At 73.1% G+C, this 26,330-nt stretch carries 22 protein-coding genes; 12 read left to right on the top strand and 10 right to left on the bottom strand.

Features of this window, described 5'->3' with window-relative positions:
- Positions 1-62: 62 nt before the first annotated feature.
- A complete protein-coding gene (locus ACIGAQ_RS26150; protein WP_399786713.1) occupies positions 63-1,733 on the bottom strand; it encodes an NAD-dependent malic enzyme in 1,671 nt (556 codons plus the stop codon).
- A 175-nt stretch (positions 1,734-1,908) separates the two neighbouring features.
- Here ACIGAQ_RS26150 and ACIGAQ_RS26155 point away from each other — a divergent pair, with 175 nt between their 5' ends.
- Positions 1,909-2,403: a DUF6069 family protein gene (locus ACIGAQ_RS26155; protein WP_399786716.1), complete on the top strand. Its 495-nt coding sequence runs from the start codon at positions 1,909-1,911 to the stop codon at positions 2,401-2,403.
- A 68-nt stretch (positions 2,404-2,471) separates the two neighbouring features.
- On the opposite strand, the gene ACIGAQ_RS26160 is transcribed toward ACIGAQ_RS26155, so the two are convergent.
- The 3 genes from ACIGAQ_RS26160 to paaI form a co-directional block, all read right to left on the bottom strand.
- Positions 2,472-4,217, bottom strand: a complete 1,746-nt coding sequence (locus ACIGAQ_RS26160; RefSeq protein WP_399786719.1) for an enoyl-CoA hydratase-related protein — start codon at positions 4,215-4,217, stop codon at positions 2,472-2,474.
- Between the two features lie 171 nt (positions 4,218-4,388).
- Positions 4,389-5,747, bottom strand: a complete 1,359-nt coding sequence (gene paaK / locus ACIGAQ_RS26165) for a phenylacetate--CoA ligase PaaK (RefSeq protein WP_399786722.1) — start codon at positions 5,745-5,747, stop codon at positions 4,389-4,391.
- The gene (gene paaI / locus ACIGAQ_RS26170; RefSeq protein WP_399787157.1) at positions 5,744-6,133 is read right to left on the bottom strand and encodes a hydroxyphenylacetyl-CoA thioesterase PaaI; all 390 of its coding nucleotides are present in this window, start codon (positions 6,131-6,133) and stop codon (positions 5,744-5,746) included. The genes paaK and paaI overlap by 4 nt, the downstream gene beginning before the upstream one ends.
- A 199-nt stretch (positions 6,134-6,332) precedes the next feature.
- Here paaI and paaA point away from each other — a divergent pair, with 199 nt between their 5' ends.
- The 5 genes from paaA to paaE are packed head-to-tail and all read left to right on the top strand — an operon-like array spanning position 6,333 to position 10,071.
- Positions 6,333-7,319: a 1,2-phenylacetyl-CoA epoxidase subunit PaaA gene (gene paaA, locus ACIGAQ_RS26175; protein ID WP_383342779.1), complete on the top strand. Its 987-nt coding sequence runs from the start codon at positions 6,333-6,335 to the stop codon at positions 7,317-7,319.
- The gene (gene paaB, locus ACIGAQ_RS26180) at positions 7,316-7,609 is read left to right on the top strand and encodes a 1,2-phenylacetyl-CoA epoxidase subunit PaaB (RefSeq protein ID WP_311679177.1); all 294 of its coding nucleotides are present in this window, start codon (positions 7,316-7,318) and stop codon (positions 7,607-7,609) included. Before paaA ends, paaB begins: the two co-directional genes overlap by 4 nt.
- 10 nt (positions 7,610-7,619) lie before the next feature.
- Positions 7,620-8,447 carry a 1,2-phenylacetyl-CoA epoxidase subunit PaaC gene (paaC, locus tag ACIGAQ_RS26185; RefSeq protein WP_399786726.1) on the top strand — a complete coding sequence of 276 codons (828 nt, stop codon included), beginning with the start codon at positions 7,620-7,622 and terminating at the stop codon, positions 8,445-8,447.
- Positions 8,441-8,956, top strand: a complete 516-nt coding sequence (gene paaD, locus ACIGAQ_RS26190; RefSeq protein WP_399786729.1) for a 1,2-phenylacetyl-CoA epoxidase subunit PaaD — start codon at positions 8,441-8,443, stop codon at positions 8,954-8,956. Before paaC ends, paaD begins: the two co-directional genes overlap by 7 nt.
- Positions 8,956-10,071: a 1,2-phenylacetyl-CoA epoxidase subunit PaaE gene (paaE, locus tag ACIGAQ_RS26195; RefSeq protein WP_394814175.1), complete on the top strand. Its 1,116-nt coding sequence runs from the start codon at positions 8,956-8,958 to the stop codon at positions 10,069-10,071. The genes paaD and paaE overlap by 1 nt, the downstream gene beginning before the upstream one ends.
- Before the next feature lie 37 nt (positions 10,072-10,108).
- Here the strand turns inward: paaE and ACIGAQ_RS26200 are convergent, their stop codons facing one another.
- Entirely contained in the window at positions 10,109-11,719 is a 1,611-nt protein-coding gene (locus ACIGAQ_RS26200) for a PucR family transcriptional regulator (protein WP_399786732.1), read from the bottom strand.
- Between the two features lie 265 nt (positions 11,720-11,984).
- Here ACIGAQ_RS26200 and ACIGAQ_RS26205 point away from each other — a divergent pair, with 265 nt between their 5' ends.
- The 4 genes from ACIGAQ_RS26205 (at position 11,985) to ACIGAQ_RS26220 (ending at position 17,607) form a co-directional block, all read left to right on the top strand.
- Entirely contained in the window at positions 11,985-13,238 is a 1,254-nt protein-coding gene (locus tag ACIGAQ_RS26205; protein ID WP_399786735.1) for an aspartate aminotransferase family protein, read from the top strand.
- Between the two features lie 94 nt (positions 13,239-13,332).
- Positions 13,333-14,772: an NAD-dependent succinate-semialdehyde dehydrogenase gene (locus ACIGAQ_RS26210; protein WP_399786738.1), complete on the top strand. Its 1,440-nt coding sequence runs from the start codon at positions 13,333-13,335 to the stop codon at positions 14,770-14,772.
- Positions 14,773-14,876: 104 nt separating this feature from the next.
- Positions 14,877-16,844: a heavy metal translocating P-type ATPase gene (locus ACIGAQ_RS26215; protein ID WP_399786741.1), complete on the top strand. Its 1,968-nt coding sequence runs from the start codon at positions 14,877-14,879 to the stop codon at positions 16,842-16,844.
- 361 nt (positions 16,845-17,205) lie between these two features.
- Entirely contained in the window at positions 17,206-17,607 is a 402-nt protein-coding gene (locus tag ACIGAQ_RS26220) for an SseB family protein (protein WP_311679165.1), read from the top strand.
- Between the two features lie 30 nt (positions 17,608-17,637).
- On the opposite strand, the gene ACIGAQ_RS26225 is transcribed toward ACIGAQ_RS26220, so the two are convergent.
- From ACIGAQ_RS26225 to ACIGAQ_RS26245, 5 genes are all read right to left on the bottom strand, one after another.
- Complete coding sequence (locus ACIGAQ_RS26225; protein ID WP_311679163.1) at positions 17,638-18,027, bottom strand: MarR family transcriptional regulator; 390 nt, start codon at positions 18,025-18,027, stop codon at positions 17,638-17,640.
- Positions 18,028-18,170: 143 nt separating this feature from the next.
- A complete protein-coding gene (locus ACIGAQ_RS26230) occupies positions 18,171-19,202 on the bottom strand; it encodes a LacI family DNA-binding transcriptional regulator (protein ID WP_311679161.1) in 1,032 nt (343 codons plus the stop codon).
- The gene (locus tag ACIGAQ_RS26235) at positions 19,199-20,107 is read right to left on the bottom strand and encodes a carbohydrate ABC transporter permease (protein ID WP_399786745.1); all 909 of its coding nucleotides are present in this window, start codon (positions 20,105-20,107) and stop codon (positions 19,199-19,201) included. The genes ACIGAQ_RS26230 and ACIGAQ_RS26235 overlap by 4 nt, the downstream gene beginning before the upstream one ends.
- Positions 20,104-21,030, bottom strand: coding sequence for a sugar ABC transporter permease (locus ACIGAQ_RS26240; RefSeq protein ID WP_362281442.1), 927 nt, complete (start codon positions 21,028-21,030; stop codon positions 20,104-20,106). The genes ACIGAQ_RS26235 and ACIGAQ_RS26240 overlap by 4 nt, the downstream gene beginning before the upstream one ends.
- Positions 21,027-22,346 (bottom strand): ABC transporter substrate-binding protein, encoded by a 1,320-nt coding sequence (locus tag ACIGAQ_RS26245; protein WP_399786748.1) that lies wholly within the window; start codon positions 22,344-22,346, stop codon positions 21,027-21,029. The genes ACIGAQ_RS26240 and ACIGAQ_RS26245 overlap by 4 nt, the downstream gene beginning before the upstream one ends.
- 184 nt (positions 22,347-22,530) lie before the next feature.
- Here ACIGAQ_RS26245 and ACIGAQ_RS26250 point away from each other — a divergent pair, with 184 nt between their 5' ends.
- Both ACIGAQ_RS26250 and ACIGAQ_RS26255 read left to right on the top strand, forming a co-directional pair.
- A complete protein-coding gene (locus ACIGAQ_RS26250; RefSeq protein ID WP_399786751.1) occupies positions 22,531-24,552 on the top strand; it encodes a beta-galactosidase in 2,022 nt (673 codons plus the stop codon).
- A gap of 114 nt (positions 24,553-24,666) precedes the next feature.
- A complete protein-coding gene (locus ACIGAQ_RS26255; RefSeq protein ID WP_399786754.1) occupies positions 24,667-26,226 on the top strand; it encodes an arabinogalactan endo-beta-1,4-galactanase in 1,560 nt (519 codons plus the stop codon).
- Positions 26,227-26,330: the final 104 nt, after the last annotated feature.

Genomic DNA, 26,330 nt, shown 5'->3' on the forward strand with positions numbered 1-26,330 from the left:
CTCCGCGGGTCGACCGTCGTGCTCAGACAGTACGTGCCCCGGGGCGGGCGCGCCGCGCGTGCTCAGTCCGCGTAGCGGGGTGTCCACTGGGCCCGCGCGATCGCCTCGCGCAGCTCCCCCTGCGTCGCGTGGGGGGCCACCCCGTCCTCCACGGCGGCGAGGGCCGCGGCCAGGGCGATCTCGCGGGCGGAGTCGCGCATCCCCGACAGCGGAGGCAACAGCGGCACGGGCCCCTCGACGCCGTCGGCGGCCCGCACCGCGCACCGCGCGACGGCCCGGGCGGCGGCCACGAGCATCCGGTCGGTGACGCGTGCGGCCCGGCACGCCGTCACCGCGAGACCCATGGCCGGGAAGACGTACACGTTGTTCGACTGCGCCACCGGCACCCGGTGCCCGTCCACGGTGAGCGGCGGGAAGGGCGAGCCGGTCGCGATCAGCGCCCGGTCGTCCGTCCAGCGGGTGAGGTCGGCGGGCTCGGCCTCGGAGTGGGACGTGGGGTTGGACAGCGGGAAGATCACGGGCCGTTCGCAGGTGCCGGCCATCCGCCGCACGATCTCCTCGGTGAAGGCGCCGTGTGCCGTCGACAGGCCGATCAGCGCGGTCGGTTCGACCCGGCGCACCACCTCGGCGAGTCCGGTGCCGTCCCAGCCGGCGACCTCGCCGTCGTCCCGCGCGAACGCCCGCTGCTGCGGGGAGAGTCCGGAACGGGACGACACCAGCAGGCCGTCCACGTCGAGGATCCAGAACCGCGCCGTCGCCTCGTCCTCGGTCAGCCCCTCGTCCACCATGGCCGTCCGGATCATCCCGGCGACGCCGATCGCCGCCGACCCCGCCCCGAGGATCACCAGCCGCTGCTCGGGCAGGGGCGTGCCGGCCACGTCCGCTGCGGTGGACAGGGCGCCGAGCGTGACGGCCGCCGTGCCCTGGATGTCGTCGTTGAACGTGAGCAGCCGGTCCCGGTAGCGCTCCAGGATCGGGTACGCGTGGGCCGTGGCGAAGTCCTCCCACTGCAGCAGCGTCCCGGGCAGTTCCGCCTCCACCGCCGCCACGAACGCCTCGATCATCTCGTCGTACTCCGCGCCCGTCAGCCGGCGGTCCCGGCGGCCCAGGTAGCGGGGGTTGCCCAGCAGGTCCTCGTTGTCCGTCCCGACGTCCAGCAGGATCGGCAGGGTGCGGGCCGGATGGATGCCGCCGATCGCCGTGTAGAGGCTGAGCTTGCCGATGGGGATGCCCATGCCGCCGACGCCCTGGTCGCCGAGCCCGAGGATGCGCTGCCCGTCGGTGACGACGATGACGTCCACGTCCTGGTTGCCGTGCGGGCGGTTGCGCAGGATGTCACGGAACCGGTGCCGGTCCTCCCACGTCAGGAAGAGCCCGCGCGGCCGCCGGTAGATCTCGCTGAACCGGCGGCAGGCCTCGCCCACCGTCGGCGTGTAGACCACCGGCAGCAGCTCCTCCAGGTGCTCGGTGACCAGACGGTGGAAGAGCACCTCGTTGGTGTCCTGCAACTGCCGCAGGTAGATGTGCCGGTTGAGGGGCTTGTCGTAGCCGCGGAACGCCTCGTAGGCGCGGGCGACCTGCTCGTCCAGGGTCTCCACGGCGGGCGGGAGCAGCCCGTCGAGACCGAGTGCCTCGCGCTCGTCGCGGGTGAAGGCGGTGCCCTTGTTGACCAGCGGGTCGGCCAGGGTCGTGACGGCGGGGCTCGTGGTGGGGCGGTTCGTCGGCTGGTCCATGGTGTGACGCCTTCCCGCGACGCGCGGGTTCGTGCGGGTGACGTGTGCCATCCGGTCCAACGGCCGAACCGTTCGTGGAAAGTCCCCGGGACACCGATGAGTTCCGCCGCGCCGCGCCGTCCACCTCTCCGCAAGGCGCGCTCCGCGCCCCCGACTCACCCCAGGAGACAGCGACATGAGTGCGACGACCCCCCGGACCCCGGCCCCCGGGACCCCGACCGCCCCGGCTGCCCCGGCCGCCTCCCGGACCGTCACCGGCTTCCTCTCCGCCCGTCCCGTCTGGCTCGTCGGCGTCCTGGCGACCCTGGCCGGCGCCGTCGTGACCGAGGTCTTCGCACTGGCCGCACGGGCGGCGGGCGTCCCCATGGAGGCGGCCAGTCCCGGGGCCACCGAGGCCGCGGAGATCCCGGTCGGCGGTTTCTTCGGCGGGGTGGTGTTCTGGTCGGTCGCCGGGATCGTCCTCGCGGTCGTGCTCGCCCGCTGGGCCCGCAGGCCCGCCCGCACCTTCACGGTGACGACCGTCGCCCTCACCGCGCTGTCCCTCGCCGGTCCCGCCGTCGCCCCGCACACGGCCGTGTCCACCCAGGTCGTGCTGGCCGTGTCCCACCTGGTGGCCGCCGCGGTGATCATCCCGCTGCTGGCCCGCCGGCTTCCCGGCACCCGGCGGTGACCCGCCCGGCGGCACCCTCGGCCGGCGGCACCCCGCGGCCGGCGGCCCCGCTTGTCGGCGGCCGTTCGCTAGGCCGTGCCGGTTGCCGCCAGCGGGCGGGCGGAGCCGTGCGGGAGCCCGCGGACGAAGGCGGAGCGCAGCGCGTGGTACGGGGCCTGCGGGTCGAAGAACGCGGCGCGCATCCGGGCGAGTTCGGTCCGCCGGTACTCGGCGAGGGGCTGCTGGAGCTCGTCCGCGTGACGTGCCGTGGTCTTGGTGGTGATCCGGCGCGGGAGGTCCGGGTCGGTGGCCACGTCGGCGGCCAGACGCGCCACCTCCGCGGCGAACTCCCCGGGAGACGCCGGGACCAGGCGGTCCACGAGACCGAGCCGCTCCGCCGCCGCCGCGCTCACCGGCCGCGCCTCGCTCGTCAGCCGCTCGGCCGTCTCGGCGCCCACCCGGCGCGGCAGCGAGTACGTCCAGAACTGCGAGCCGTACAGGCCCAGGTTCCGGTGGTGCGGATTGAGGACGCCGCCCGCGCGGCACCAGACCTCGTCGGCGGCCAGGGCGAGCATCACCCCGCCGGCCGCCGCGTTGCCGCCGAGGGCCGCGACCACCACCCGGTCGGTGGTGCGCAGCACGGCCTCGACCAGGTCGTTCATGGCGAGCAGATTGGACCAGGACTCGCCCGCCGGGTCGGCGGAGGCCTCGATGACATGCAGGTGGCCGCCGGTGGAGAAGACGTCGCGGGCACCGCCGAGCACCAGCACCGAGGTCGGGCGGGTGAGCGCGTACCGGTAGGCGGCGAGCAGCCGGCGGCAGTGCGTGGTGCTCATCGCCCCGCCCGGGAACGAGAAGGACAGGAAGCCGACGGAGCCCTGCTGCCGGTAGCGGATGTCGGCCCATGTGGTGCGGCTCGGAGGCAGTTCCAGCGGGACGGCGATCTCCGGCAGCCAGTAGGGGCGGTCCTGCGAACCGGGCATGCCCGGGCCGCTGCCGGGCGGCGCAGGGAAGCGCGCGAGCACCGAGGCCGCCGGGCGGCGGAACGGGGCCGGGTCGCCCGAACTCCTGCGGGGGCGCAGTTCCGGGATCCACACCGCGCCGTCCCGGGTGGCGCGGCAGAGCGCGCCGGACCGGGTCGCCAGCAACTCCCCGGGCTCTCCGCGCAGCCGGTCCTCCGGATGGCCGCCGTGCAGGTAGACCTCCCGGCCGCAGAGCTCGTCCAGGACGCCCGGCCGCGAATCGCCCCCGCGCAGCTTGCGCAGCACGGTCTCCGTATCGTCGTTCTCCCAGTCGATCCGCCGCTGCTCCTGGCGGAAGGCGTCGCGCCAGACCACGCGGATCCCGGGGTCGCTCTGCGGCCGGGGCTTGAACGAACCCTCCGTGAAGCGCCGCACCGCCAGCAGTACCGCGGCGGTGGCGGCGTCCGCCAGCTCGTTGCGGTAGACGTCGCTCTTGCCGGCCGGCGGCAGCGTGAAGGACCCGTCCGCCCAGATGTCCCCGGCGTCCGGCGCCGATTCGGCCTGAAGCACCGTCACGCCCCACTCGGACGCGCCCTCCTCGATCGCCCAGTCCAGCGGGGACGGACCCCGGTCACCGGCGGGCCCCGGGCGCACGATCAGACAGGTGTGCTCCCGCCACACGTCCTCGGGCAGGGCTGACGTCAGCATCGGCGCGACGATCAGGCCCGGACGCACCTCGCGCACGGCGGCGCGGACCGCGTCGTCCCCGTGCGAGGCGAGGACGACGTCCACCCGGTGTCCCTCGTCCGACAGTTCGGCGTAGACGCGCTGGGACAGGCTGTTGAACGCGCTGGTGACGAGCAAGATGTCCATGACACGGCATGGTCGTCGCTCGGGGGAGGGCCGCGAAGGACCACGTCGGCGTTTCGCCCCGGATGTCCGCTTACGGCCGGTAGGGCATCGTCGTGGTCACCTCGGTCCGCCCGGCTCTCCCCGTCCTGTCGCTCCGCTCGGCTCTCCCCGCCCTTGTTCCTCTCGGCCCGCTCAGTCCTCGCGCAGGTCCTTCACCCGGCGGAGCTTGCCCAGTGAACGCTCCAGGGTCTCCGGTTCCACGATCGCCACCTCGGCGGAGACCCCGACCCCGTCCTTGACGGCCTGTGCGATCGACCGGGCCGCCGCCTCCCGCGCGTCCGGGCCGGTGCCGGGACGGGTCTCGACCCGCACGGTCATGTGGTCCAGCCGTCCCCGGCGGGTCAGCTGGATCTGGAAGTGCGGCGCGACTCCGGGGGTGCGCAGCACGATCTCCTCGATCTGGCTGGGGAAGACGTTCACCCCGCGCAGGATGATCATGTCGTCGCAGCGGCCGGTGATCTTCTGGATGCGGCGGAACGCGGGCCGGGCCGTGCCGGGCAGCAGCCGGGTCAGGTCCCGGGTGCGGTAGCGGACGACCGGCAGCGCCTCCTTGGTCAGGGAGGTGAAGACCAGCTCGCCCTCCTCGCCCTCGGGCCGCACCTCGCCCGTGATCGGGTCGACGACCTCGGGATAGAAGTGGTCCTCCCACACGTGCAGCCCGTCCTTGGTCTCCACGCACTCCTGCGCCACGCCCGGGCCGATCACCTCCGACAGGCCGTATATGTCGACGGCGTGGAGGTCCATCCGGTCCTCGATCTCGCGGCGCATCTCCTCCGTCCACGGCTCCGCCCCGAAGATGCCCACTCGCAGACTGCTCGTGCGCGGGTCGACGCCCTGCCGTTCGAACTCGTCGAGCAGCGTGAGCATGTACGACGGGGTGACCATGATGATCTCGGGCCGGAAGTCCTGGATGATCTGCACCTGCCGGGCCGTCATGCCGCCGGAGGCGGGGATCACCGTGCAACCGGCCCGCTCCGCGCCGTAGTGCGCGCCGAGGCCGCCGGTGAACAGGCCGTAGCCGTAGGAGATGTGCACCTTGTGGCCCGGGCGTCCGCCGGCCGCCCGGATCGAGCGGGCCACCAGGTCCGACCACATCGACAGGTCGTTCTCCGTGTAGCCGACCACCGTGGGGCGCCCGGTGGTGCCGCTGGAGGCGTGCACCCGGCGCACCCGGTCCATGGGGACCGCGAACATGCCGAACGGGTAGGTGTCCCTCAGGTCGGCCTTCGTGGTGAACGGGAAACGGGCCAGGTCCTCCAGGGAGCGGCAGTCCTCGGGCGTGATCCCCGCGGCGTCGAACTTCTTCCGGTACGTCTCCACGTGGTCGTAGGCGTGCCGCAGGCTCCGGCGCAGCCGGTCGAGCTGCAGCTCGCGCAGCTGCTCGCGGCTCAGGCGCTCGGCGTCGTCCAGCAGGTCGTGGGGGAGTGGCTCGCCCCGGCTCCGGCCGGCTCCGGCCGCGATGTCCGTCCCGGTCCCCGTCTCGCTGGTCATGCCGGCTCCTTCGACGTCGTGCTCCTGATGCTGCGGCTGCGGCCCCGGAACTCCGCCATCACCTCGTCACCCCGCCGGACGGTCACGTCGTAGAGGCCGCTGCGGCCGTACCGGGTGCGCTCCTCGGCGCTCGCCACGAGGACGTCGCCCTCGTGCGCCGGGGCCGCGAAGGTGATGTCGGCGCCGGCCGCGACCGTCGTCGGGCCGTGGCTGTTGCAGGCGCACGCGAAGGCGCTGTCGGCGAGCAGGAAGACGTACCCGCCGTGGGCGATGCCGTGCCCGTTCACCATCGACCGGGTCACGGTCATGCGCAGCACGGCCGTCCCCTCGCCCTGCTCCAGCAGCTCGATGCCGAGTCCGCGGGAGGCCTCGTCCGCGGCGAACATGGCCTCCGCGGCCGGTGTCGCGTCAGCGGTATGACTCACTTCTCGCACCACCTTGTAGCCCGACCGAACATTCGGTTAGCTTCGGTGCCGCCAAGTAATCAATTCGCCGAGGGGCCTGTCAAGGGGCCGGGGTCTTACCAAGGCGCGGCGCCTTGTCATACCATGGACCGAACGAATGGTCGGTTGGGAAGTGGGACGGATGGACACGACACACTCCAGCCCCCCGGGGGCGGACGGCACCGAGCCGGTTCTCCAGCGGCACTTCGACGCGACGATCGCGCGGGACCAGCGGATCGAGCCGCGCGACTGGATGCCCGAGGGCTACCGGAAGACACTGATCCGCCAGATCGCGCAGCACGCGCACTCGGAGATCATCGGCATGCAGCCGGAGGGCGAGTGGATCACGCGCGCCCCGTCGCTGCGCCGCAAGGCCATCCTCTTCGCGAAGGTCCAGGACGAGGCCGGGCACGGGCTGTATCTGTACTCGGCGGCGGAGACCCTGGGCGCCGACCGCGCCGATCTGACCGAGCGGCTCATCGAGGGCCGCCAGAAGTACTCGTCGATCTTCAACTACCCGACGCTCAGCTTCGCGGACGTCGGCGTGATCGGCTGGTTCGTGGACGGGGCCGCGATCTGCAACCAGGTGCCGCTGTGCCGCTCCTCCTACGGGCCGTACGCGCGCGCCATGGTGCGGATCTGCAAGGAGGAGTCCTTCCACCAGCGCCAGGGCTACGAGCTGCTGATGACGATGATGCGCGGCACCCCCGAACAGCGCGAGATGGTGCAGGACGCGGTGAACCGCTGGTGGTGGCCGTCGCTGATGATGTTCGGCCCGCCCGACGACGCCTCGCCCAACTCCGCGCAGTCCATGGCCTGGAAGATCAAGCGGCACAGCAACGACGAACTGCGCCAGCGCTTCGTCGACATGACCGTCCCGCAGGCCGAGAAGCTCGGCGTGACGCTCCCCGACCCGGAGCTGCGCTGGAACGAGGAGCGGGGCCACCACGACTTCGGCACGCCCGACTGGGACGAGCTGATGCGGGTCATCAAAGGTGACGGACCGTGCAACGACCAGCGCGTGACCCGGCGCCGCACGGCCCACGAGGAGGGCGCCTGGGTGCGTGAGGCGGCCACCGCCCACGCCGCCAAGCAGGCGCGTCGCGAGCGGAAGGGAGCGGTGGCATGACCGCCGGCAAGCAGGACTGGCCGCTGTACGAGGTGTTCGTGCGCGGCAAGCGCGGCCTGAACCACGTCCACGTGGGCTCGCTGCACGCGGCCGACGACCGCATGGCGCTCACCCACGCCCGCGACCTCTACACCCGCCGCAACGAGGGCGTGTCCATCTGGGTCGTGCGCTCCGAGCACATCGCCGCCTCCACGCGCGACGAGAAGGACCCCTTCTTCGAGCCCAGCGCCGACAAGGTCTACCGCCACCCGACCTTCTACGACATCCCCGCCGACGTCCCGCACATCTGAAGGAGAGGGCATGAGTGACGACCACGTCTACCTGACCCTCGCCGAGGGACACGAGGACGACACCCGCTGGGCCTACGGCACCGGCTTCGAGGACCCCCTGCACGGCGTCGACACCACCGTCCCGGACGGTGTCGACCCCGGCGGACTGGCCCTTCTCTGCGTCACGCTGGCCGACGACGCCCTGGTGGCGGCCCAGCGGCTCGCCGAGTGGACCACCCGGGCCCCCGAGCTGGAGGAGGAGGTGGCGCTGGCCAACATCGGGCTCGACCTGCTCGGCCAGGCGCGCCTGCTCTACTCCCGCGCGGGCCAGGTCGACGGCACCGGCCGCGACGAGGACGCCTACGCCTACTTCCGCGACGCCGGCGACTTCCGCAACGTACGACTGGCCGAACTGCCCAACGGCGACTTCGCGTTCTCGGTCGTCCGGCTGCTGGTGTTCTCCAGCTGGCGCCTCGCCCACTTCGAACGGCTCACCGCGCACCGCGACCCGGTCCTCGCGGCGATCGCCGCCAAGGGCGTGAAGGAGCTGGCCTACCACCGCCAGTACGCGGCCGAGTGGGCCGTCCGGCTCGGCGACGGCACCGAGGAGTCGCACCGGCGGATGCGCAAGGCGCAGGAGCAGGTCGCCCCCTACCTGGGCGAGTTGTTCACGGCGTACGACGTGCGCGACGAGGTCGTCGCGGTCCTGCGCCAGGTCACCGAGGCGGCCGGGCTGCCCATGCCGGTCTACCGCCCGCTGCCCGGCTCCGGCCGCTCGGGCGAGCACACCGAGCACCTGGCGCCGCTGCTGGCCGAGTTGCAGGGCGTGGCCCGGGCACACCCGGAGGCGGCATGGTGACCACGCTCCTGGACGCGCGGCGGGCGCGGCGGATCGCCGAGCAGGTGCCCGACCCCGAACTGCCCATGCTCACCCTGGCCGACCTCGGCGTGCTGCGCGACGTGTCCCTGACGCAGGACGGGACGGTGGTCGCGAGCCTGACCCCGACCTACTCGGGCTGTCCCGCCATGGCGGAGATGCGCGCCGGCGTGGCCGCCCGGCTGCGGGACGCCGGGTACGCGCGCGTGGAGATCCGCACCGTCCTCGACCCGCCGTGGACCAGCGACTGGATCACCGCCGAGGGCCGCCGCAAGCTCGCCGAGCACGGCATCGCCCCGCCCGGAGCCGCGCCCGTACGCGCCGCCGGGCCGGTGCCGCTCGTGCTGGCGCCGACCCGCCGCTCGGTGTCCTGCCCCCGCTGCGGCAGCGCCGACACCGAGGAGACCTCCCGCTTCGCCGCCACGTCCTGCAAGGCCCTGTGGCGCTGCCTCGCCTGCCGCGAGCCGTTCGAGTACGTCAAGGAGATCTGATGGAGGACCTGATGGAGCCGGCCCCTGCCCCGGCGGCCCGCCCGCGCGCCCGCCGACGCCCGGTCTTCCACCCCCTGCGGGTCGCCGCCGTGCAGCCGCTGTGCGAGGACGCGGCAGCCGTCAGCTTCGACATCCCGGCCGAGCTGGCCGAGGAGTTCGCCTTCGCGCCCGGCCAGTCGCTCACCCTGCGGCGCGAGATCGACGGCCGCGACGAACGCCGCTCCTACTCCATCTGCTCACCCGCCGGCACGGCCCCGCGCATCGGCGTCCGGGTCGTCCCGGGCGGCCTGTTCTCCTCCTGGCTGGTGCGCGAGGTACGCCCCGGCGACACCGTCGAGGTGATGGCCCCCACCGGCGCCTTCACCCCCGACCTCACCACGCCCGGCCACCACGTCCTCGTCGCGGCCGGTTCCGGCATCACGCCCATGGTCTCCATCGCCGAGTCCGTCCTGGCCGCCGACTCCCGCTCCCGCGTCACCCTCCTCTACGGCAACCGCCGCACCGGCACGGTGATGTTCGCCGACGAGCTGGCGGACCTGAAGGACCTGTACCCGACGCGCTTCCAGCTCGCCCACGTCCTCTCCCGCGAACCCCGCGAGGCCGAGGTGCTCTCCGGCCGCCTCGACGCCGAGCGGCTCGCGGCCCTGGTCGACGCGCTGGTCGACGTGGAGTCCGCCGACCACTGGTGGCTGTGCGGCCCGCACGGCATGGTCCGCTCCGCCCAGCAGGTTCTCTCCACCCTCGGAGTCCCCGCCGACCGCGTCCACCAGGAGCTCTTCTACGCCGACGACGAGCCGGTCCGCGAGGTCCGGCACACGGAGACCGGCCCCACCGGCCCGGTCAGCCAGGTCACCATCACCCTGGACGGCCGCTCCACCACCTCCGCCCTGCCCCGCGAACGCACCCTCCTCGAAGGCGCCCAGCAGACCCGCCCCGACCTGCCCTTCGCCTGCAAGGGCGGCGTGTGCGGCACGTGCCGCGCCCTGGTCACCGACGGCAAGGCGGACATGCGCCGCAACTTCGCCCTCGAACCGTCCGAGGTGGACGCGGGCTACGTCCTCACCTGCCAGACGTATCCGGTCTCCGAGACGCTGACGGTGGACTTCGACACCTGAGGGCTCCTGCCTCACGTCATCTGCCCCGGGCGTCAGGTCAGTCGGCGTCCCGGCTTCGCAACGCCATGAGCGCCACGTGGAGTTCGGTGCGCGTCCCGCCGGACTCCAGACCGGTTCCCAGCATGCGCTCGACGGTGCGCAGGCGCTGGTACAGGGTCTCCCTGGACAGGCCGCCCCGACGGGCCGCCGCGGTCTTGTTGCCGGCGGCGTCGAGGTAGTGGCCCAGGGTGGTCACCAGGTCGGTGCCGTGCCGCATGTCGTGGTCGAGGAGCCGGCCCAGGCGGCGTTCCGCGTAGCCCTGGACGCGGGGGTCCTCGCGCAGGGCGTACAGCAGGCGGCGCAGTCCGACGTCCGGCAGCGCGTGGAAGGAACGGTCCGCGGGGAGGGGCTGGCCGGGCGGTGTGGCCTCCAGGACGCGCGCCGCCTCCCGGAAGGAGCGGGCCGAGTCGGCGAGGTCCGCCACCGGGGAACCGACGCCCACCGTCGCGCCGGGGAGCAGCTTCAGCGCGCTGCGGGCCACGCGGTCGGCCACCGGGCGCCAGGGGAGGGCGGGGCGCAGGGCCAGCAGGATGCCGAGCCGGCCGGGCGCGAGCTCCCCGACGAGCGCCTCGACGCCCGCCGAGCGCAGTTCCCGGTGCAGTCGTGTCTCCGGCTCGGTGCCCGCGCCGCCGGGCCCCGGGTCCACGAGGACGGCCAGGAAGACACCGTCCTCGGTGGGCAGGCCCAGCGCGGCGCAGCGGGCGCGGGCGTCCTCGGGGGAGGTGTGGCGCTGTTCCGCCAGGTCCCGCAGGGCGCCACGGTGGGCCGTGTGTTCCCAGGGCGTGGCGTGGATGAGGCGGGCCACGGTCAGGGCCATCGCCGTCCGCTCCAGGACCGTGACGTGCTCCGGTGCGAAGGCCGGCCCGTCACCGGGGAGCATGACCAGCCGGCCCCAGCGTTCGCCCTGGTAGGAGACGGGCGCGGTGAGCCAGCCCGCCGGCCGGCCCGTCGCGGTGCGGTCGTCGGCCCCGCCGGCCCGGGAGCGCTGTTCCCATCCGGTGAGCGCCTCCTGCAGGGTGCTTCCCGAGGGCTCGCAGACCAGCGCCTGGTGCATCAGGTTCTCCAGGACCACCGTCCGCCCGCTCATCTCAGCGGCCGCCCGCACCACGTCCTCCGCTCCGGCGCCGCGCAGCGTCAGCGCCGTGAACGCCTCGTGGATCCGCTGGGTCCGGCGCATCGCGTCGGCCTGGCTGCCGAGGAGCAGGGCGTGGACGACCTGGGTGACCTCCAGGAAGTTGACGTCCCGGGCGAGGGTGACCAGCGGCAGGCCCCGGGCGCGGCAGGCCTGCACGAGCGCGTCGGGCGGGCGGTGGTAGCGCCGTACGAGTTCGATGACCAGGGCGGCCGCGCCCACCTCGGTCAGTTCGTCGACGTAGCGGCGGACACCGGTGGTGTCGTCCGGCAGGGGCATGCCCGTGGTCAGTACCAGCTCGCCGCCCTTGAGGAACGAGGCCGGGTCGGTCAGTTCGGTGATGTGCACCCAGCGCACCGGCCGGTCCAGCCGGTCCGGTCCGGTGACGACCCGGGGCTGTCCGGCGGCCAGGACGGGCAGGGCGAGGACGTCGGCGACGGTGGGCGCGCGACCGGCCGTCGGCGCGTGTTCGTTCACGGTGCCTCCCTGGGTCCCGGCCACTCTGACAAGCGGCTTCCGGCGGGCGCAACTGCCGCCCGTGCGAGGCGCGGTCGGGGATGCGGACGCGGGACGGACGGCAGCCGCAGGTCCCGAACCTGACACATCGTCCGGACCGCGCACCGCGATCGGACGGTCGGGGCGTTGCCGCCGCCCGCGACGGCCCGGATGCTCGGTCACCGGAGCCGATCCGGCACCCGAGCCGGTCCGGGCGACCAGACCTCGACGTACGCCGGGAGTCCACATGACCGCACTGTCGCCGCACCTCCGTCAGGCCACGCCCGTCATGGCGGCAAGGGGCGAGGGCGTCCACCTCTACGACGAGGACGGCCGCCGCTACCTCGACTTCACCGCCGGCATCGGCGTCACCAGCACCGGGCACTGCCACCCCAGGGTCGTCGCCGCGGCGCAGGAGCAGGCGGGCACGCTGATCCACGGTCAGTACACGACCGTCCTGCACCGGCCGCTGCGCAGGCTCGTCGACAAACTCGGCGAGGTGCTCCCGGCCGCACTGGACAGCCTGTTCTTCACCAACTCCGGCAGCGAGGCCGTCGAGGCGGCGCTGCGACTGGCCCGCCAGGCCACCGGCCGGCCCAACGTCCTGGTCTGCCACGGCGGTTTCCACGGCCGTACGGTCGCCGCCGCCTCCATGACGACCTCCGGCATCCGCTTCCGGTCCGGCTTCTCGCCGCTGATGAGCGGCGTGGTCGTCACCCCGTTCCCGACGGCCTTCCGCTACGGCTGGGACGAGGAGACGGCGACCCGCTTCGCGCTGAAGGAGCTCGACCACACCCTGCAGACGATCTCGTCGCCCGCCGACACGGCCGCGGTCATCGTCGAGCCGGTGCTGGGCGAGGGCGGCTATGTGCCCGCCGGCCGGGCCTTCATGGAGGGGCTGCGGGAGCGGGCGGACCGGCACGGCTTCCTGCTGATCCTCGACGAGGTGCAGACGGGTGTCGGCCGCACGGGCCGCTTCTGGGGCCACGACCACTTCGGCGTCACGCCGGACATCCTCGTCACCGCCAAGGGCCTGGCCAGCGGCTTCCCGCTGTCCGGCATCGCCGCTCCCGGGGAACTGATGGCGAAGGCATGGCCCGGTTCGCAGGGCGGCACGTACGGGGCCAACGCCGTGGCCTGCGCCGCCGCGTGCGCGACCCTGGACGTCGTACGGGACGAGAAGCTCGTCGCCAACGCCGAGGCGATGGGGGAGCGGCTGCGCCGGGGCCTGACGGCCGTGGCCGACCGGACCCCGGGCATCGGAGACGTCCGCGGCCTCGGCCTGATGCTCGCCACGGAGTTCGTCACCGAGGACGGCGACCCCGACCCCGGCACCGCCGCCCGGGTGCAGCGCGCCGCCGTGGACGAGGGGTTGCTCCTGCTGCTGTGCGGCGCCTGGAACCAGGTCGTCCGTATGATCCCGGCGCTCGTGATCGACGAGGCCGCCGTGGACGAGGGCCTGCGGGCCTGGGTGAAAGCCGTCGCGTCCGGCACGGCGTGACCCGAGGCGCGCCGGGACGCCCGCCCGGTCCGGCCCCCGGCTCCGCCTCCCGCCCCCGCTCCGCCTCCCGCCGCCATCGACCAGGAGGGACACCATGACCGAGGTGCGCCGGCAGTTGTTCATCGGTGGTGCCTGGGCGGACGCCGCCCACGGTGCCACCCTGCCCGTCGACGACCCCGCCACCGGCGAGGTCATCGCCCACGTCGCCGACGCGGGCCCCGAGGACGCCCGGCTCGCCGAGGAGGCCGCCGTGTCGGCCCAGCCGGGCTGGGCCCGCACCGCACCCCGCGCCCGCAGCGAGATCCTGCGCCGCGCCTACGAGCTCATCCTGGAGCGGACCGACGAACTCGCGCGCCTGATGACGTCGGAGATGGGCAAGCCGCTCGCCGAGGCCAGGGGAGAGGCGGCCTACGCGGCCGAGTTCCTCCGCTGGTTCTCCGAGGAGGCCGTCCGGATCGACGGCGGCCTGGGCCTGCTGCCCGACGGCCGTACCCGCATGCTCCTCTCCCGCCGCTCCGTCGGCCCCAGCCTGCTGATCACCCCGTGGAACTTCCCACTGGCCATGGCGACCCGCAAGATCGGCCCGGCGGTCGCGGCGGGCTGCACGACGATCCTCAAGCCGGCCCCGCAGACCCCGTTGTCCGCCCTCGCCCTCGCCGGGATCCTGCACGAGGCGGGTCTGCCCGACGGCGTGCTGAACGTCGTCCCCACCTCCCGTGCCCAGGCGGTCTGTGAACCGCTGCTGCGCGGCGGCCGCATCCGCAAACTGTCCTTCACCGGCTCCACGGCCGTCGGACGCCTGCTCCTCGCGCAGTGCGCCGGGACCGTCGTCCGCACGTCGATGGAGCTCGGCGGCAACGCCCCGTTCATCGTCTTCGAGGACGCCGACCTCGACGCGGCCGTGGACGGCGCGATGGTCGCCAAGATGCGCAACATGGGCGAGGCCTGCACCGCCGCGAACCGCTTCTTCGTCCACCGGTCCGTGGCCGGCGCGTTCGGCCGGCGGCTCGCCGCACGGATGGCCGCGCTGGAGGTGGGCCCCGGGACGCGCGACGGCGTCGACGTCGGGCCCCTCATCGACGCGGCCGGCCGTGCCAAGGTCGAGGAGCTCGTCGCCGACGCGGTGGAGCGCGGCGCCCGCGTCCTCACCGGCGGCCGGACGCCCGGCGGCCCGGGCTGCTTCTACCCGCCCACCGTCCTCGCCGACGTCGCCCCCGGAAGCCGGCTGCTGGAGACCGAGATCTTCGGCCCCGTCGCCGCGATCCTCACCTTCGACGACGAGGACGAGGTCCTGGGCCGGGCCAACGACACGCCCTGGGGCCTGGTCGGTTACGTCTTCACCCAGGGCCTGGACCGCGGACTGCGCGTCAGCGAGGGCCTGGAGGTCGGCATGGTGGGCCTCAACACCGGCCTCGTCTCCGACCCGGCCGCGCCCTTCGGGGGCGTCAAGCAGTCCGGACTGGGCCGGGAGGGCGGCCGGGCCGGGATCGAGGAGTTCCTGGAGTACCAGTACGTGGCCGTACCGGTGCGGTGACGCGCAAGGCCACCGCACGCGACGCCACATGAAGGTATGAATGAGTCTTCATGTGTTCCTGTATGGTGAGGGGCGCCGACGCGCCCCCGCCAGAAGGACCCCCGATGACCTCCACCCTCACGCCGCAGCCGGTCCACCGGGCCGAACCCGCCCGCGCCGGAGCCGTGCCGCGGCGCCGCACCCGGGTACTCGCGCTCCCCGAGGCGCGCTGGGCCACCGCGGCCACCGTCTCCTTCCTGCTCGCGCTGCCCCTGCAACTGACCGGCGCCCCCGCCTGGACCTGGGGCCCGCTGTACGCGCTGGCGTACGTCACGGGCGGCTGGGAGCCGGGCTGGGAAGGGCTGAAGGCGCTGCGCGAACGCACCCTCGACGTCGACCTGCTGATGGTCGTCGCCGCCCTGGGCGCGGCCGCGATCGGGCAGGTGATGGACGGCGCGCTGCTCATCGTCATCTTCGCCACCTCCGGCGCGCTGGAGGCCCTGGCCACCGCCCGTACCGCCGACTCCGTGCGCGGCCTGCTCGACCTGGCCCCCGCCACCGCCACCCGGCTGGCCCCCGACGGCAGCGAGCAGACCGTGCCCGTCGAGGAACTGGCGGTCGGCGACACCGTCCTGGTGCGCCCCGGGGAGCGGGTCGGTGCCGACGGCCTGGTCCTGGACGGGACGAGCGAGGCCGACCAGGCCACCATCACCGGCGAACCGCTCCCCGTGCCGAAGACGCGCGGCGACGAGGTCTTCGCGGGCACCCTCAACGGCACCGGCGCCCTGCGCGTCCGGGTCGAACGCGACGCGTCCGACTCGGTGATCGCCCGGATCGTGCGCATGGTGCAGGAGGCGTCCGAGACCAAGGCGCCCACCCAGTTGTTCATCGAGAAGGTCGAACAGCGCTACTCGCTGGGCATGGTGGCCGCCACCCTGGCCGTCTTCCTGGTGCCGCTCGCCTTCGGCGCGCAGCTCACCGACGCGCTGCTGCGCGCCATGACCTTCATGATCGTGGCGTCGCCGTGCGCGGTCGTGCTGGCCACCATGCCGCCCCTGCTGTCCGCCATCGCCAACGCCGGCCGGCACGGGGTGCTGGTCAAGTCGGCCGTGGTGATGGAGCGGATCGGCCAGGTGGACGCGGTCGCGCTGGACAAGACCGGCACGCTGACCGAGGGCACCCCGCGCGTCACCGACGTCCGGCCCCTGCCGGGGCCGGGCCTGTCCGAGGACGAGGTGCTGACCCTCGCGGCGGCGGCCGAGCGGCCGAGCGAACATCCGCTGGCCCGGGCCGTCGTGGACGCCGCCCGCGAGCGTGGCCTCACCCTGCCCGAGGCGGCGGACTTCACGTCCGCGCCCGGCGTCGGCGTGAGCGCCGTCGTCGCCGGCCGGACCGTCGCGGTGGGCGCCCCGGCCCGGCTGGCCGACGGCACCCCGGGCCCGGCCGCCGAACTGGAGGCGTCGGGCCGTACCGCCGTCCTGGTCGTCGTCGACGGTGTGCCCGCCGGGCTGCTCGGCATCGCCGACCGGCTGCGCCCGGACGCGGCCGGGACGGTCGCCTCTCTCGCCCGGCTCACCGGGGCGGCCCCCGTACTGCTCACCGGCGACAACGAGCGGGCCGCCGCGCGCCTGGCCGCCGAGGCCGGTGTCGCGGAGGTGCGCGCCGGGCTGCTGCCGCAGGACAAGCTGGCCGCCGTCCAGGAGATGACGGACGCGGGCCGCAAGGTGCTGGTCGTCGGGGACGGCGTCAACGACGCGCCCGCCCTGGCCGCCGCCCACACCGGGATCGCCATGGGCCGGGCCGGCTCCGACCTCGCCCTGGAGACCGCCGACGCCGTGATCGTGCGTGACGAACTCGCCGCGGTGCCCGCCACCGTCGCCCTCTCCCGCCGCGCCCGCAGGCTGGTCGTGCAGAACCTGGTCATCGCCGGGGTGTTCATCACGGGCCTCGTGGTGTGGGACCTGGCCGGCGACCTGCCGCTGCCGCTGGGCGTCGCGGGCCACGAGGGCTCCACGGTCCTCGTCGGCCTGAACGGCCTGCGGCTGCTGCGGGAATCGGCCTGGCGGCGCGCCACCGCGGAGGGAAGCGGCTGAGCCCCGCCGACGCAGCGGCGGCGGGCCGACTCCGCCGCCACGGACGATCACGACGGCATCCTGCTGACCTGTCCGCACGGCCCGGTGCTGCGCCTCACCGGGTCGTGGAGCCCGCCCCGGACGGCGCACCCGCCCCCGGCGCCGAAGTGACGGGCCACCTCACCGGTTCCTGGACGCTGCCGGACGGCACACGGGTGCGAGGGCTGCTCGCCGTGCTCCACGGGTGGTCCCCGAACCCTCCGGAGAACCTCCGGGAGCCACGAGGGTTGCCCCGGGTCCGTTCGGGTACGCGACCAGGACCGCACCCGGGGCGGATCATGCCCGGGTGGGCCGCACTACCGCCGCTACCAGGGAATCTGCCATGGAGACACCCGCAAACGACCCCACGCCCACGCCCGCCCAGCGGGCTCTGGACGTCCTCGCCGAGAACACGGAGGACGCGGCGGCTCTGGACGCGCTCGCCAACAGCGACGTGCTCATCCCCGTGCCCGACGACGCCAACGACGGCGACGCCGCCAACCCCTCGGCGGTGGCGCTGCCCGTGCTGGAGCAGCCGGGCGGCGAACCGGTGGTGCCCGTGTTCACCTCGGAGGTGGAGATGGCCGGGCTGCTGCCGTTCGTCTCCCGCTACCGTCTGGTGCCCCTCGGCGCCCTCGCCGCGCAGTGGCCGGCCGACGACCTGTCGCTCACCATCGACGGCAGCTCCGAGCACCGGCTCACCCTCACCTCGGAGGGAGTCCGCACCCTGCTGGCACGCCCGTAGGACGACCCGCCCGGTCCGGGCTCCGGGCGACTACTCGCCCAGGGTCCGGGCCAGCGCGGCCCGCTGCAGGGGCAGCACCTCGGCGTGCAGGTCACGGCCCTTGGCGGTGAGGGCGACCCAGACACCGCGCCGGTCCTCCTCGCACACCGACCGCGTCACCAGCCCGTCCTTCTCCAGCCGGGCGATCAGCCGCGACAGCGCGCTCTGGCTGAGGTGCACCCGGCCCACCAGGTTCTGCACACGGCACTGGTCGCCCTCCTCGGGCCCGGCCGTCACCAGCATGTCGAGGACCTCGAAGTCGGAGGCGCCCAGACCGTGCGGATGCAGGGCCCGGTCGATCTCGCACATCGTGCGCGCGTGCGCCGACAGGATGTCCCGCCACCGCTCCTCGAGCCGCGCACCAGCCGTTTTCGCTGCCATATGGGAACGGTAACACCGGCGCGAGGTTCCATGAGCATGCATGCAGCAGGGCGGTGCGCCCGGCCCCGGGAGACCAGGGTCTGTCGTGCGGATCAGCAGCACCGTCACCACCCTGCGACCTGATCCGATCCGAACGACAGGACCTAAGTCGATTCCCGCTTCACCAGCTCCGTCGGCAGGATCACCGCCGCCGGATCCTCGCCCCCGATCTGCGCCAGCAGCACCCGGACCATCTCGGCGCTGATCCGGTCCCACGGCTGCCTGATGGTGGTCAGCTCCGGGCTGGAGGCGAGCGCGGCGGGGGAGTCGTCGAAGCCGCCCACCGCGACGTCCTGCGGCACCCGCCGCCCCGCCCGCTGCAGCGCCGCGAGCACGCCCTGCGCCATGAGGTCCGAGGCGACGAACACCGCGTCCATGTCCGGAGCCTGCGCCAGCAGCCGCTCGGCACCCGACTCGCCGCTGGCCCGGCTGTAGTCGCCGGAGACCACGAGCCCCTCGTCGAACTCCAGCCCCGCCTCGGCGAGCACCTCCCGGTACCCGGCGAGGCGCTCGACACCGCCGGGCGTGTCCGGCGGGCCGGTCACCATGCCCACCCGGCGCCGGCCGAGCGACAGCAGGTGACGCACCATGTCCCGAGCGCCGTCCCGGTCGTCGGCGGCCACGTAACTCACCTTCGAGCCCAGCCCGATCGGCTTCCCGCACGCGACCAGCGGCACCCCCGCCCCGCGCAGCTCCTCGGCGACCGGATCGCCGGAGTGGCTGGAGACCAGCAGCACCCCGTCGACGTGCCCGGCGGTGATGTACCGGGTGATGCGCCGCCGTTCGTCCTCGGTGCCCGCCAGCATCAGCAGCAGCGGGATGTCGTGCGCGGCCAGCGCCTGGGTGCAGCCGCGCAGCAGGACGTTGAAGTTCGGATCCTCGAAGAACCGCTCCTGCGGCTCGGTGAGCAGGAAGCCGACCGAGTCCGACCGGCCGGTGATCAGCGAGCGGGCGTGCCGGTTGACGACGTAACCCGTCCTGCGGATGGCCGCGTTGACCGCCTCCTGCGCGGCGGGGCTGACGTAGTGGCCGCCGTTGAGCACACGTGAGACGGTGCCGCGCGAGACCCCCGCCTCGCGCGCCACGTCGTGGATCGTGGGCGGCCTGCGCCTGCCCCCCGCAGCGTTCATGGTCACGACTTTACGGCTCCGGAGAGCAGATCCAGGCTCCAGAACCGCTGGACGACCAGGAAGAGGGCGACCAGCGGCAGCACCGCCAGGAACGCGCCCGTGATCACCAGCGTGTACAGCGCCGGGGAGTTGGCGCCCTGCTCCAGCAACGTGAACAGTCCCAGCGTGATCGGGAACTTCTCGTCGTCGCTGAGCATGATGTACGGCAGCAGGAAGTTGTTCCAGATCGCCACGAACTGGAAGAGGAACACCGTCACCATGCCGGGGACCATCATCGGCAGCGCGACCCGGGTGAAGATCCGCCACTCGCCCGCCCCGTCGATCCGCCCGGCCTCCACCACGTCGGCCGGCACCGCCGCAGCGGCGTAGATCCGTGCCAGGTAGACGCCGTACGGCGAGAGGACCTGCGGCAGCAGGACCGACAGGTACGAGTCCGTGAGGTCCGCCTGCGCCAGCAGCAGGTACTGCGGGACGGTGAGGATCACCGGTGGCATCAGCACGCCCGCGAGCAGCACGTTGAAGAGCGTCTCGCGGCCGCGGAAGCGGTAGACCGCCAGCGCGTAGCCGCTGACCGCCGAGACGCACGTCGACAGCAGGGCGCCGAGGCCGGCGTACAGGGCGGAGTTGCCCATCCACTGCCAGTACACGCCGTCGCGATAGGCATCGAGGTCCCGGACGTTGTCCGCGAAGCCCGTGCCGGGCAGGAACGTGAACGTGGAGAACAGCTCACGGCCGGACTTGGTCGCCGCGACGACCACCCAGGCCACGGGCAGCAGGCAGTAGAGGGCACCCAGCAACAGCGTGATCGTGGGGACCAGGGCGATCCGGCGGCGCAGCGGCGGGCGGGCCCGGTCCGTACCGGGCGTGCTGCCCGCCACCGGCTCGGCCTGGGGGACGGCGAGGGAGCTCATCGGGCTGCCTCCTGCTTCTGACGACGGTTCGCGGCCCGCAGGAAACCGAAGGACAGCAGCAGGGTGACGCAGGCGATGATCACGGCCTGCGCCGCGGCGCCGTGGATGTCACCGTCGCCGAAGGCGTCCCGGTACACCTTCATCAGCGGACTCCACGTCGTGGACACGGAGTTGGTGAGCGGCTTGAGGGTGGTGGGCTCGTTGTACACCTGGAGCGTGGCGATGATCGAGAAGAAGAAGGTCAGCACCAGCGACGGGGCCACCATCGGGATCTTGATGCGCAGGGCGGTCTGCAGCGGGGTGGCGCCGTCCAGCCTGGCCGCCTCGTACACCTCCGCGGGGATCGCGCGCAGCGAGGTGTAGATGACGATCATGTTGAAGCCGGTGCCGCCCCACACCGCGATGTTCGACAGGGCCAGGTACAGCGGCCCCCCGTCCAGCAGGTCCGGCTGCGGCAGCCCCAGCCGGTCGAGCACGAAGTGGAAGGGGCTGACGTCGGGCAGGTACAGGAAGCCCCACAGCAGCGCCGCCACCACGCCCGGGACGGCGTACGGCAGGAAGATGGCGAGCCGGGTGAAGGGCGCGAGCCGCACTCTCTCCGAGTCGAGCATCAGTGCGAAGAGCAGGGCCAGCCCCAGCATCACCGGGACGACGATGCAGCCGTAGCCCAGCACGCGCAGGGTGCCGTCGAGCAGTTCGCTGTCGGAGAGGGCGTCGGTGTAGTTCTGCAGTCCGGCCCAGACCTCGGTGCGGGCGCCGGAGCCCAGGCCGAGGCCGGAGACCTTCACCTTGCGGAAGCTGAGCCAGAGCGCGTAGCCGATCGGCAGGGCGAAGAACAGCGCGAACAGGACCGTCGCGGGGAGGAGGAAGGCGTACGGGGCCCCCTTGCCCCCGTACGGCCGCCGGCGTGGCGTGCTGTTCACTCTGCGACCTCGAAGCCCTGCTTCTTCAGGTCGGCGACGGTGTCGGCCTGCATCGTGGCCAGCGCGGCGCCGAAGTCCGACTTGTTCCTGGCGGCGGCGCCGAACGCGTCCTTGAAGCTGGTGTAGGCGACGTTCACGTTCGGCCCCCAGGCGGAGGGCGCCGTGGTCTCGGCGATGTCGGCGGCCTTGGTGTAGAAGTCGGCCTGGTTCGAGAAGTAGGCCGGCGGCTTGAGGAAGGCGCCGCTGGTCTGGGCGCCGGTGGCGGCCGGGTAGATGCCGCTCTCCTTGGCCAGCGCGTTCAGGGCGGCCCGGTCGGTGTTCAGCCAGGTGGCGAACTTCGCGGCGGCCCGCTGGTGTTCGGAGTCCGTGGTGACGGCGGTGGAGGAACCGCCCCAGCTGCCGGTGCGGTTCTCACCGGCCGACCACTGGGGGAGGGGGGCCATGGCCCACTTGCCCTGGGTGTCGGGGGCGGCGGTGGTGAGGGTGCCCGGCGCCCAGACCGCGCTGACCCAGGCGATCTGCTTGCCGGTGTTGAGCGCCTTGTTCCAGGACGGGGTGTACATCGGCTGGTTGTCGATGGCGCCCTCCTCGACGAGGCCGCCCCAGAACTTCGCGACCTTCCGCGTCGCCGGGTCGTCGATCGCGACCTTCCACCGGTCGCCGGAGGTCGTCCACCACTTCGCGCCCGCCTGCTGGGCCAGGCCCGCGAAGAGGCCGGAGTCGTTGGCGGAGAAGGTGGTGAGGTCCTTGTCGGGGGCCGCCTTCTTGAGCTTGCGGGCCGTCTCGGCGAACTCGTCCCAGGTCGCCGGCACGCTCAGGCCGTACTTCTCGAACAGGTCCTCGCGGTAGTAGAACATCATCGGCCCGATGTCCTGCGGGACCGCGTAGACCGCGTCCGTGCCCAAAGTCGTCTGCTGCCAGACGCCGTCGGCGAAGCTCTCCTTCGCCCCGTCCACACTGTCGGAGATGTCCGCCAGCGCGTCGTTGCTGACGAGCGTGGGCAGCGCCTGGTACTCGGCCTGCACCAGGTCGGGCGCCTTGCCGGCCTTGTGCGCGGTGAGGATCTTGGTGACCAGGGTGTCACCGGAGGCCTGCTTCTTCACCGTGACGGTGATCCGGTCCTTTCTGCCCGGCCCCTCGTTCCACAGGTCCACGACCTTGTCCATGCCCGGCGTCCAGGTCCAGTACGTCAGCGAGACCGGCCCCGACGCGGTCCCGCCGTCCCCGGAGTCCGTGCCGCAGGCGGCGAGGGCGGTGGTGCCGAGCGCGAGGGCGACGGCGGATGTCACGAGGCGGCGGCGCGTCGTGTACGGCATGGATCTCTCCCCTGACCCGGGGCCCTCGCCTGTCGCGAGAACCTGCCCAGCTTCTGTGAGCGTTCACAGTAGAGAAACATCCGGGACACTTGTCAATGGTTGATGCTGTGCGGTTATGTGGGCCTCCGCACCGCACTGCTGTGTGTGCACGTTCCCAACTGATCGATCAAATGGGAGACCATCCATGCCGGACACCACCCCCAGGGGCCTCGCCAGGCTCGCCTTCGGCGGGGACTACAACCCCGAGCAGTGGCCGGAAAGCGTCTGGCAGGAGGACGTCCGGCTGATGCGCGAGGCCGGCGTCACCATGGTGAGCGTCGGGATCTTCTCCTGGGCCCTGCTGGAACCCTCACCCGGCACCTACGACTTCGGCTGGCTCGACCGGCTCCTGGACCTGCTCCACGAGCACGGCATCCGCGTCGACCTCGGCACCCCCACGGTCGTCCCGCCCGTGTGGTTCTACCGGGCCCACCCCGAGGCGCTGCCCGTCACCGCCGAGGGCGCGCGCTACGAGTTCGGCTCCCGCGCGGCCATCTGCCACAGCAACGCCGACTACCGCGCCGCCGCCGCGAGCATCACCACCGCGCTCGCCGAGCGGTACGGGAACCACCCCGCCCTGGCGCTGTGGCACGTCCACAACGAGTACGGCGTCCCCGTCTCGGCCTGCTACTGCGACTCCTGTGCCGCCCACTTCCGCCGCTGGCTGGCGGCCGGGTACGGCACGGTCGACGCGGTCAACGAGGCCTGGGGCACGGCCTTCTGGGGCCAGCGCTACACCGGCTTCGAGCAGATCAACCCGCCCCGGCTCACCCCGGCGGTCGTCAACCCGGCCCAGGCGCTGGACTACAAGCGGTTCGCCGACGCCACCATGCGCGAGAACTTCGTGGCGGAGCGGGACATCCTGCACCGGCTCTCCCCGGGCGTCCCGGTCACCACCAACTTCATGACGGCCCTGAGCCAGTGCGACTCCGTCGACTACTGGGCCTGGGGCCGCGAGGTCGACCTCGTCACCAACGACCACTACCTGATCACCGACGGCCGCCGCACCCACGTCAACCTCGCGATGGCCGCCGACCTCACCCGCTCCGTCGCGGGCGGTGCCCCCTGGCTGCTGCTGGAGCACTCCACCTCGGGCGTCAACTGGCAGCCCCGCAACCCCGCCAAGGCCCCCGGGCAGATGGCCCGCAACTCCCTCGCCCACGTGGCACGCGGTTCCGAGGGCGCCATGTTCTTCCAGTGGCGCCAGTCCCGGCGGGGCGCCGAGAAGTTCCACTCGGCGATGGTCCCGCACGGCGGCACCGACACCCGCGTGTGGCGCGAGGTCGTCGAACTCGGCTCCTTCGTCGACGCCTTGGGCGACATCCGCGGTACGCGCACCGAGGCCGACGTGGCCGTGCTGTGGGACTGGCACTCCTGGTGGGCGCAGACCCTCGACTGGCGCCCCAGCGTCGACCACGACGCCCGCGAACGCGCCGACGCCTTCTACGAGGTCCTCTACGACCGGCACCTCACCGTCGACTTCGCCCACCCGGAAGCCGACTTGTCGAGGTATCCCCTTGTCGTCGTTCCGGCCCTGTACCTCATGACCGAGGCGGCCGGACGCAACCTGACCACCTACGTGGAGGGCGGCGGTACGCTGGTCGTCTCGTACTTCTCCGGCATCGTGGACGAACACGACGCCGTCCACGAGGGCGCCTACCCGGGCCCCCTGCGGGACGTCCTCGGCCTGACGATCGAGGAGTTCTCCCCGCTGCTGCCCGGCCAACGCGTACGGGTCACCGGCCCCGACGGGACCGGACCGGACGCCGACGTGTGGACCGAGTTCGTGGTGCCCCGCGGCGCCGACACGGTCCTGACCTACGCCGACGGGCCGGCCGCGGGTCTGCCCGCCGTCACCCTGCACCGCCTCGGCGAGGGCACCGCCTGGTACGTCTCCACCCGGCTCGGCGCCGACGGCCTGGACACGCTGCTCGGCATGGCCTGCGAGGACGCCCGGATCGCCCCGCGCGCCGACCTGCCCCGGGACGTCGAAGTGGTCCGCCGCACCGGCGGGTCCGGCACCTTCCTGTTCGCCGTCAACCACACCGGCGCGGACGCCAAGGTGCCGCTGGAGGCGCCGGGCACCGAACTGCTCACCGGTGAACGCGCCGCGGGCCGCCTCGTGGTCCCGGCCGGTGCCGTCCGGGTGGTCCGGCTCGACGGCTGAACCGACTCCCCTCCGCCCGCGCGTGCCACGAGCCGCGGGCGGAGGGGCTCTCCCGGCCCGGCCGCGGGCGGGAGGCACTGACCGACCCCCACGTCGAAGGGACGACGGACGACGATGCTCCATCCCAGACGCACCCTGAGAGCCCTGCTGCTGCCGCTCACCGCCGGGCTCGCCCTCACCTCCCTGCCCGCCACCTCCGCCCAGGCCGCGAGCACCCTGGCCAACGGCGGCTTCGAAGCCGACGGCGCGGGCGCGGCCGCACCGGCCGGCTGGTCCGAGTACGGCGACACCGGCGCCTCGTTCACCGAGGCCGGCGGCCACGGTGGCAGTCACCGCCTGAGCCACTGGGCCGCCGGCGCCTACAAGGTCGAGACGTACCAGTACCTGTCCGGGCTGACCAACGGCTCCTACAAACTCACCGCCTGGGTGCGTTCGGGCGGCGGGCAGAAGTCGGCCTACATCGCGCTGAAGAACTGCGGAGGCGCCGAGCAGCGCACCGACCTGCCGGTCTCGGCCGGCGGGTGGATCCGCATCGTCGTGCCGGTCAAGGTGACGAGCAACCAGTGCACGATCAGCGTCAACAGTGACGCGAACGCGGGCAACTGGATCAATGTGGACGACCTGACGTTCGCGCCGGGCACGTCCGGCACGTCGATCAAGGGTGCCGACATCTCCTCCCTGGCCAAGAGCGAGGCCAGGGGCGGCGTCTACCGCAACGCCTCCGGCACCGCCGGCGACGCCCTGTCCCTCCTGAAGTCGAACGGCATGAACTACGCCCGCCTCAAGGTGTGGGTCGACCCGGCCGACGGCTTCAACGACAAGGCCCGCGTCCTCGCCACGGCCAAGCGCGTCAAGGCCCAGGGCATGAAGCTGCTGGTCGACTTCCACTACTCCGACTTCTGGGCCGACCCGGGCCGTCAGGACAAGCCCGCGGCCTGGGCGGGCCACTCGTACGGTCAACTGAGGACGGATGTGTACCGCCACACGTACGACGTGCTGAGCGCGTTGAAGGCGCAGGGCACCACCGCCGACATGGTCCAGGTCGGCAACGAGATCAACGGCGGCATGCTGTGGAACGAGGGGTCCACCGCGAACTGGACGCAGCTCGCCGGTCTGCTCGACTCCGGCTACGACGCCGTCAAGGCGGTCGACTCCGCCACCACCGTGGCCCTGCACCTCGCCGAGGGCGGTGACCTGGAGGGCACCCGCTGGTGGTTCGACAGCGCGCGCTCCCACGGCGTGCGGTTCGACGCGATCGGCCTGTCGTACTACGGCTACTGGCACGGCACCCTGGCCGACTTCCAGACGACCCTGGACGACGCGGCCACCCGCTACGGCAAGCCGGTGTTCGTCGCCGAGACGGCCTACCCGTTCCGCCTGGACAGCGACGACGCCCACGAGAACATCATCGACACCGCCGACGAGCTGGTCCCGGGCTATCCGGCGAGCGTGGCGGGCCAGACCCGGTGGATGAACGACGTGGCGAGCATCGTGGAGGCCGTGCCGAACGGACGTGGCCTCGGCGTCTTCCACTGGGAGGCCACCTGGACCGCGGTCTCGGGCAACGGCTGGGACCCGACGGACCCGTCCTCCGGCAACGCCTGGGAGAACCAGGCCCTGTTCGGCTACGACGACCGGGCGCTCACGTCGATGTCCTGGTTCCGTCACCGCTGAACCGGCGGGGGAGGGGCACGGGCCGTTCCGCCGGGCCCGCCACCCTCTCCCTGCCCGCGCCGAACTGCATTGCGCTGTACGGCAGTTCGGTGCGGGCGGCGTGT

The organism is Streptomyces sp. NPDC085932 (assembly GCF_044540525.1).
Lineage (GTDB): Bacteria > Actinomycetota > Actinomycetes > Streptomycetales > Streptomycetaceae > Streptomyces > Streptomyces levis.